Origin of the sequence: Streptomyces sp. NPDC005303, assembly GCF_040607335.1 — a bacterium.
In the GTDB taxonomy this organism is placed as follows: Bacteria; Actinomycetota; Actinomycetes; order Streptomycetales; family Streptomycetaceae; genus Streptomyces.
The window spans coordinates 180,092-187,862 of the sequence record NZ_JBEXGM010000014.1 but is presented as its reverse complement, the minus strand read 5'-3'; the positions used below and the strand labels follow the sequence as shown (position 1 = coordinate 187,862).

General features: G+C 68.8%; 6 protein-coding genes and 1 rRNA gene. 2 read left to right on the top strand and 5 right to left on the bottom strand.

Annotated elements, in window-relative coordinates:
- Window positions 1–134 precede the first annotated feature (134 nt).
- Window positions 135–251, top strand: a 5S ribosomal RNA gene (gene rrf / locus ABZT93_RS21610).
- 103 nt (window positions 252–354) lie between these two features.
- Window positions 355–900 (top strand): GNAT family N-acetyltransferase, encoded by a 546-nt coding sequence (locus ABZT93_RS21605; protein ID WP_356106620.1) that lies wholly within the window; start codon window positions 355–357, stop codon window positions 898–900.
- A gap of 105 nt (window positions 901–1,005) precedes the next feature.
- Here the strand turns inward: ABZT93_RS21605 and ABZT93_RS21600 are convergent, their stop codons facing one another.
- From ABZT93_RS21600 to ABZT93_RS21580, 5 genes are read right to left on the bottom strand one after another with little or no spacing between them, the layout of a single operon-like run.
- A complete protein-coding gene (locus ABZT93_RS21600) occupies window positions 1,006–2,592 on the bottom strand; it encodes a type VI secretion protein (protein WP_356106627.1) in 1,587 nt (528 codons plus the stop codon).
- A 15-nt stretch (window positions 2,593–2,607) separates the two neighbouring features.
- Window positions 2,608–4,017, bottom strand: a complete 1,410-nt coding sequence (locus ABZT93_RS21595; RefSeq protein WP_031059267.1) for an ATP-binding protein — start codon at window positions 4,015–4,017, stop codon at window positions 2,608–2,610.
- Window positions 4,018–4,027: 10 nt separating this feature from the next.
- A complete protein-coding gene (locus ABZT93_RS21590) occupies window positions 4,028–5,587 on the bottom strand; it encodes an SCO6880 family protein (protein WP_356106618.1) in 1,560 nt (519 codons plus the stop codon).
- Window positions 5,584–6,915: a hypothetical protein gene (locus ABZT93_RS21585; RefSeq protein WP_356106616.1), complete on the bottom strand. Its 1,332-nt coding sequence runs from the start codon at window positions 6,913–6,915 to the stop codon at window positions 5,584–5,586. The genes ABZT93_RS21590 and ABZT93_RS21585 overlap by 4 nt, the downstream gene beginning before the upstream one ends.
- Entirely contained in the window at window positions 6,905–7,738 is an 834-nt protein-coding gene (locus tag ABZT93_RS21580; protein WP_356106614.1) for a hypothetical protein, read from the bottom strand. The genes ABZT93_RS21585 and ABZT93_RS21580 overlap by 11 nt, the downstream gene beginning before the upstream one ends.
- Window positions 7,739–7,771: the final 33 nt, after the last annotated feature.

Below are 7,771 nucleotides of genomic sequence, written 5' to 3'. Positions count from 1 at the left end.
CCGGATCTGGAAGCCCAGTAATGGGTGGAGGTGACCGGTACTAATAGGCCGAGGGCTTGTCCTCAGTTGCTCGCGTCCACTGTGTTAGTTCTGAGGCAACGACTGTGTCTTTTTCCGGTCGAACTTCATAGTGTTTCGGTGGTCATAGCGTGAGGGAAACGCCCGGTTACATTCCGAACCCGGAAGCTAAGCCTTACAGCGCCGATGGTACTGCAGGGGGGACCCTGTGGGAGAGTAGGACACCGCCGAACAATTTTTGGGAAAACCCCCGTGCCATTCGGCACGGGGGTTTTTCTGTTTCGCGGGCAATATTTCAGGTGAAGCGGGTAGCACCCGGGTACTACTGTGGCTCGCATGAGCTATGTGATCCGGTCCGTCCGCGCCGATGAGTGGCCCGCAGCGAAGGAGTTGCGGCTTGCGGCGCTGCGGGATCCGGTCGCGCCACTCGCCTTCCTGGAGACCTATGAGGAGGCCGCCGCACATTCCGACTCCTTCTGGCAGGAGCGGACGGCCAGGGGCGCCGAGGGTGCGGACGAGGCACAGACGATCATCGCTGAGGCGCCGGACGGGCAGTGGGTCGGGACGGTGACCGTGCTGCTGGAGGAGCCTGGCACCACGGACTGGGCAGGGTTTCCGGTGGAGCGGAAGCAGGGGCATATCGTCGGGGTGTTCGTACGCCCCGAGGAGCGCGGGAGCGGGCTCACCGATGTGCTGTTCGACGCCGCTGTGGAGTGGGCGTGGGCGCATGGGGCCGAGCGGGTGCGGCTGATCGTGCACGAGGACAACGGGCGGGCTCAGCGGTTCTATCGCAAGGTGGGGTTCGAGCCCACGGGCGTGCTCGTGCCGCTGGCGGCGACTCCTGGGGAGACCGAGTTGGAGTTCGCGCTGGAGCGCGCCTGACTCGCGTGATGTTCTGCGGTGCGGTCCCGAATTCCTCGCTCGAGCCGGTGACTGGCTCCTGGGCTTGGCCGACACTCGCTTCTTCTGAGCTCTGACTCCTGAGCTCTACGCCGGGAGGTCCGCGTCCGGCCAGCGAGTGCGGGCCTGTTCCCGGGAGCGGAGCAGGGCCAGGGTCGGTAGGCCCCGGTCCGCTCCGGCGGCCAGCAGCTCCGGGAGCTGGGGGAGCGGAGCCACGGCGGCGACGTCGTCCAGGACGAGCGTGAGTGGTGGGTCGAGGCGACCGGAGGATGACCGTTCGGCCATGTGCCGGCCACGCTCGACCACGCTTGAGGTGAGGGCCGTCAGGAGGGGCATCGCGCCCGGATCGGTCCTGGGGTCCTCGATGGATTCACCCACCACATAAAGCGTGCCCCCTTCGTAGACGAAGGAATCCAAGGCGAGGGCATCATTTCGGTTGGGAGTGCATGCCTCGCGGATGTTGACCGTGAAGAGGGCGGAGAGCGCTCGGCTCGTCAGCTCCTGGGCGATGTCACGGCGTTCGGCGTGTGCGGTGAGGGCCGCTTCCAGTTCGCCGGCGGAGCCGGGAGCTGCTTTCGGATTGGTGCGGAGGGTTTTCACGGCGTCCTGGACCTGTGTGCCCTGGCACCAGCGGTGGACGTGGCGGATGGTGCGGGCGTCTATGGCCGCCGCGTGGAGGTAGCTGCGCAGGAGCGTTTCGGCTACGTCGGCCACGGCTCGGTCGATCTTCGCGGTGGGGCGGATCGGGGCGAGGAGGGCCTGTGCTCTCGCCTTGGCCGTTTCCTTGGTCTCGCAGCCGGCGATGGGGGACCAGTGGAGGCGGGCCGGGGTGTCGCAGAGGTGCGTGGGGTCGTAGACGTGGACCGGGCCGAGTTTGGCTCTGGCGTCCTTGGTGTCCTGCCAGATGGCCGGGTTCGAGGTGACGACGAGGGCGGGGCCCTCCGCGTCCCTGATGGCCTGGGTCGCGGTGGGGTGGCGGGATTCTCTGGGGGCGTAGAGGACCGCGCGTTCGGCACGGGGTGTTTCCCACCCGCCCATCCGTTCGGCATTCGCCGTCGGGTGGGGGTGGCCCTCAGGGGGCAGACCAGCCGTCGGCGGCTGCGGCTGGGTGGGTGTGGCGGCCAGAGGCTGCGCCAGGTGCTGCTCCGTCACCGGCTGCGCCGGGCTGGGGACGGGCGCTGTGGCCGGTTCGGGCGCCGGTCTCGGGGCCGGAACCTCGCGGGCAGGTACCTCGTGTGTAGGTACCTCGTGGACCGGCCCGGGTTCCGGACGTCGTGCCCGGGCCGCCAGTTTCTCCGCTCTCGTCCTTGCGCGAACCGCTCTCCAGCGGGCCAGTGTCCCCATCACGAAGATCGTCAGGACGATCAGGATCAGCAGCTGACCGATGAACAGGCCCCAGACCAGGCCGTAGCCGGAGAGCTGGTCGGCGGGGGTGTCGGGCCAGGCGCCGGAGATGTCCTGGGGGTGGCCGATGAGATGGCGCATGGCCTGGGGGGTGCGGGTGAAGGTGACGCCCTTGGGCCAGTCGCCGTGGGCGAACAGGCCGGCGAGACCCGTCGCCGACCAGATCAGCAGGGTCATGCCGAGGAGGAAGGCGAGTATGCCGACCAACAACCCGTCCGGGACGCCTCCCTGGCCTCCCTGACCGCCCTGGTGGCGGTCGTCCGGTCTCACCACTGCCCGTGCCTCCTACGCCACCGTCGACTCGGAGTCGCCCATGTGCTGCTCCACGAAGGCCGCCGCCCGCTCCTCCGCCTCCAGTTCGGCGGCGCGCAGGGCGTCGTCGGTGAGGTCGCTGGAGGACTCCGTCATCGCGCGGTCGGTGAAGACCAGGGGGCGTTCGGTCTCGGTGACCAGGTGTTTGACCACCTGGACATTGCCGTTGACGTCCCAGACGGCGATGCCGGGGCTGAGGGAGGGGATGATCTCGACCGCCCAGCGGGGCAGGCCCAGGACGCGGCCCGTCGCTCGTGCCTCGTCGGCCTTCTGGGCATAGATGGTCCGGGTCGATGCCATTTTCAGGATCGCCGCGGCCTCTTTCGCCGCCGCTCCGTCCACCACGTCGGACAGGTGGTGGACCACCGCGACGAAGGACAGGCCGAGCCGACGGCCGAACTTGAGCAGACGCTGGAAGAGCTGGGCCACGAAGGGGCTGGCGATGATGTGCCAGGCCTCCTCGACCAGGAAGATGCGCTTCTTGCGGTCGGGGCGGATCCAGGTGTGTTCCAGCCATACACCGACGATCGCCATGAGGATGGGCATGGCGATGGAGTTGCGGTCGATGTGGGACAAATCGAAGACGATCAGCGGCGCGTCGAGGTCGATGCCGACCGTGGTCGGTCCGTCGAACATGCCCCGCAGGTCACCGTCGACCAGGCGGTCCAGGACCAGGGCGACATCGAGGCCCCACGCGCGGACGTCCTCTATGTCGACGTTCATCGCCTCGGCCGACTCGGGTTCGGGGTGCCGTAGCTGCTCCACGATGTCCGTGAGGATCGGCTGGCGTTCGACGATCGTCTCGTTGACGTAGGCGTGCGCGACCTTCAGTGCGAAGCCGGAGCGCTCGTCGAGGCTGTGGCCCATCGCGACCTCGATGATGGTCCTCAGCAGGGCGAGCTGCCCGGTCGTCGTGATCGCCGGGTCGAGCGGGTTGAGGCGGATCCCCATGTCCAGGGCGGCCATCGGGTCCAGGCGGATGGGAGTTATCCCCAACTCCTGCGCGATGAGGTTCCATTCGCCGACGCCGTCCTCGCCCTGGGCGTCCAGGACGACGACTTGGCGGTCCCGGAAGCGCAACTGGCGCAGTACGTACGTCTTCTCCAGCGCCGACTTGCCGTTGCCGGACTCGCCCAGGACCAGCCAGTGGGGTGCCGGCAGCTGCTGGCCGTAGAGCTGGAACGGGTCGTAGATATAGCCCTTGCCGGAGTACACCTCACGGCCGATGATCACGCCCGAGTCGCCGAGGCCGGGCGCGGCGGTCGGGAGGTAGACCGCCTGCGCCTGGCCGGTGGAGGTGCGGACCGGCAGGCGGGTCGTCTCGACCTTTCCGAAGAGGAAGGCCGTGAAGGCGTCGGAGAGGACGGACAGCGGATCCCGCATGCTTTTGCCCCTACCTTCGAATGCCGGTGGCGAACGGAAGTGTGTTCACAAAGGCGCGATGGTGCTCCCGGTCGCACCACTCCAGTTTCAGATACGACTTTCCGGCCGAGGCCCGGATGGTCCGCTTGTCGCGGGCCAGGGCCTCGGGGTTACGGGAGGAGACGGTGATGTAGCCGACCAGGTTGACACCGGCCGCGCCGCTCGCGAGGTCCTCGCCGCGCTGGTCGAGCCGGTTGTGGGCGGCGATGTCGCGCGGGTCCACGGTCCGGTTCATCTTGGCGGCCCGGGAGGCCTCCGCGTCGTCGTTGGTCTTCTCGGTCAGCATGCGCTCGATGGCGATCTCGGTGGGTTCGAGGTCCATCGTGACGGCGACCGTGCGGATGACGTCCGGGGTGTGGACGAGGAGCGGGGCGAGGAAGTTGACGCCCACCGGGGTCATCGGCCACTCCTTCACCCAGGCCGTGGCGTGGCACCAGGGCGCGCGGGTGGAGGACTCCCTCGTCTTCGCCTGGAGGAACGTCGGTTCCATGGCGTCGAGTTCGGCAGGCCAGGCGTTGCGTTTGGTCATCGCCTGGATGTGGTCGATGGGGTGGTCGGGGTCGTACATGGAGTGGATCAGCGAGGCCAGCCGGCCCTGGCCGAGCGGCTGGCGGACCCGGATGTCGGCCTCCTGGAGGCGCGAGCAGATGTCGGTCAGCTCGCGGGCCATGACGACCGCGAGACCCGCGTCCTTGTCCAGCTTGCGGCCGGACTGGGGGCGGGCGACGCGTGCCATCGCGTGGGCCTCGGCCGCCAGTTCACGGGAGTAGTGCATACAGGCGACGAGGTACGCGCGGTGTTGCTCGCTGCTGGTGGACACCATCGACTGGAGTTGGTCGTACGACGTCTGCAGCCACGGCGGCGCCTTGCCGTCCCCGCGCATGGCGACGTCCTTGGCGTGGGCGTCCGGGTCGGCCGGGAGGGTGCGGGCGAGCATCTGGAGTCGGGTGACGAAGCCGTCGCCGTTGGCCACGTGCTTGAGGAGGGTGCCGAAGCGGTCGACGAGGGCTTCCTGGTCCTCGGAGTCGCGCAGGCCGACGCCGGGGCCCTCGATCTCGATGGCGGCCGTGACGGTACGGCGGTCCGCGTGGAGCAGTACGGCGAGCTCGTCGGGCCCGAACGGGGCGGCGAGCCAGTTGATCCGGCCGATGCCGGGGGGTGGGCCGACCTCGACCTCGCGGCCGTCGACGTGGGTGCCGGCCTCCATCACGGAGGAACGGTAGGTGGTGCCCTGGCGCAGAGTGCGCTTGTAACTGCGGTTGATCTCGAACCACTTGTAGAACGTGCGGCGCTTGTACGGCACGTAGACCGCGGCCAGCGCGAGCAGTGGGAAGCCCATCAGCAGGACGATGCGCAGGGACAGGACCGGGACGAGGAGCCCGCACATCATGCCGAGGAACGCGCCCACGATGATGAGCGCGATCTCGCCCGTCTCGCGGTTGCGGCCGACGATCGCGTTCGGCCGGGCGCGGCCGATCAGATATGTACGGCGGGGCGTGACCGTATGCGACACGTGGGACTCGGTCGTCAACGCCCGTCACCTCCTGTGCTGTTGCTGCCTGCGTTGCGGTTGCCGGCGTGCGGGGTGTTCACGGAGTTGCCCGCGCGGGGAGCGGGAGCGGCGGAGGGGACGGATCCGCCGCCTCCGTTCGGGGTGCGCGAGCTGTGGGCGGCGACTCCGCCGGACGCCGGGTTGCTCGGGCGGGCGCCCGATCCTCCGGAGCCCTGGCCGTTGTTGTCGGCCCGGGAGCTGTGGGTCTTGATGCCCTGGGCGACCAGGGTGGCCGGGGAGCTGATGACCGCGGCGGCCTTGCCCTCGGCGCCCTGCATGATGCGGTTGCTGCGGGAGCCGGCGATCTCGTCGCCGAAGCCGGGGACGAAACGGTAGATCATCGCGCTGGCGAAGATGGCGAGCAGGATGATGGCGAGGCCGGAGACGACGGCGGAGAAGGCGTCGGGGCCGTTGTCGGAGGAGAGCGCGCCGGCGAGGCCGAGGACGATGACGATCACTGGTTTGACCAGGATGACGGCGATCATGATGCCGGCCCAGCGGCGGACGTGGCCCCAGAGGTTCTTGTCGACGAGGCCGGCGTAGACGACGGTGCCGAGGAGGGCGCCGACGTAGAGGAGTGCGGCGCGGATGACGAGCTCCAGCCAGAGGACTCCGGCGGCGAGGATGCTGACCAGGGAGACGACGATCAGCATGATGGGGCCGCCGCCGATGTCGTTGCCCTTCTGCAGGGCGCCGGAGAAGGTGCCGAAGAACGTGTCGGTCTGGTCGCCGGTGGCCTTCGCGAGGACCTCTGAGACGCCGTCCGTGGCGGAGACGACGGTGTAGAGGATGAGGGGGGTGAAGGCGGACGCGAGCACGGTCAGCCACAGGAAGCCGATCGCCTCGCTGATGGCGGTGGTGAGGGGAACGCCTCGTACCGCGCGCTTGGCTACGGCCAGCAGCCACAGGAGAAGGGTGAGGATGGTCGAGGCGGCGAAGACGACGGCGTACTGCTGGAGGAACTTCTGGTTGGTGAAGTCGACGTTCGCGGTCTCCTTCACGGCCTCGCTGAGCTTGTCGATGGTCCAGGCGGCGGCCTTGGCGCAGCTCTTGGCGAGGGAGGACATGGGGTCGAGGGTGGAGGTGGGGTCCAGGGAGGGGGATCCGCCGGAGGATCCACCCGAGGAGTCACCTTCACAGATCTGCTTGGCCTGGCCCGACAGGAGGCTGCAGTTGTCGGCGGTCTCGGTGGGGGTCGGCGTGGGCGTAGGTGCCGCTGTGGCGCGGGCGGCGAGCAGCACGACGGCGGTCTGTACGGTGGCGACTGCGGCGGCGCCCTTGAGCGCGAGGCGCTGGCTACCGGGCATAAGTGAAGCCTCCGTACTCCTGGGCGGCCTTTGCCATTTCGTCAGCGCTCGATGCCTTGTCATCCCCAGGGACGGGAGCGGGACCGTCCTTCTGGGAGAAGCTGTCCACCTTCCAGTCGCTGTCAGCCCAGCGCATCTGGAGGGTCATGGTGAACCAGTCGCTGGTCACCGGATCGGTCGAGTCGGCGCCGGCGGTGCCGTACAGGCCGGTGCACCAGACCTCGACGGCCGCTGAGGTGTCCGATGCGCTCGTGACCTTGGTGCCGATCGGGACAGTGCGCGAGACGTAGGTGTGACCCGCGGCCGCGTCACCGTTCTGGTCGAGGCCGAGCTTGCTCAGGAACTCCGCGGAGTATGCCTTGTCGAACTTGGCGTTCAGCGCGGCCTGCTTGTCCGTCACGAAGACCTGCTGGACGAGCTCGGCTCGTCGGGCCGGCTTCAGGATGTCGGCGGAGACCAGGACCGTCGCGTAGTTCGCCGCCGCGCTCTGCGCCCCCTGGGCGTCATGCGCGTACCCCTTCGGGATGACGCCCGGGGTGGACTGCACCGGCTTGGTGCCGCTGGCCGCCGTGGAGGTTGCTCTGGGCTGGCCCCCCGCCCCCACCTCCGAGGATGAGGAATCGTCTCCTCCGCGGTTCGCGAAGGCGATTGCGGCGATCAGGAGGACGATGACGCCGACCACGGTGACCAGGCTTCGGGAGGACGAGCGGCCGGGGCGGCGGGCGCCGCCGTAGACGTCGGTGGTGCCGCCTGGCAGGTGGGTGCGGGTCTGGCCGGTGCCGCCGTAACCGCCGGAGCCGTCCTGGTCGTCTCCGAGACTCATACCGCTTACGCCCCCTCGACGTGGTGCGGAGAA

Excerpts from the sequence above, each read along its gene's own strand:
- ABZT93_RS21605 (WP_356106620.1), top strand. The coding sequence starts at position 355 with ATGAGCTATGTGATCCGGTCCGTCCGCGCCGATGAGTGGCCCGCAGCG.
- ABZT93_RS21585 (WP_356106616.1), bottom strand. The coding sequence starts at position 6,915 with ATGCCCGGTAGCCAGCGCCTCGCGCTCAAGGGCGCCGCCGCAGTCGCC.
- ABZT93_RS21595 (WP_031059267.1), bottom strand. The coding sequence starts at position 4,017 with ATGCGGGATCCGCTGTCCGTCCTCTCCGACGCCTTCACGGCCTTCCTC.
- ABZT93_RS21580 (WP_356106614.1), bottom strand. The coding sequence starts at position 7,738 with ATGAGTCTCGGAGACGACCAGGACGGCTCCGGCGGTTACGGCGGCACC.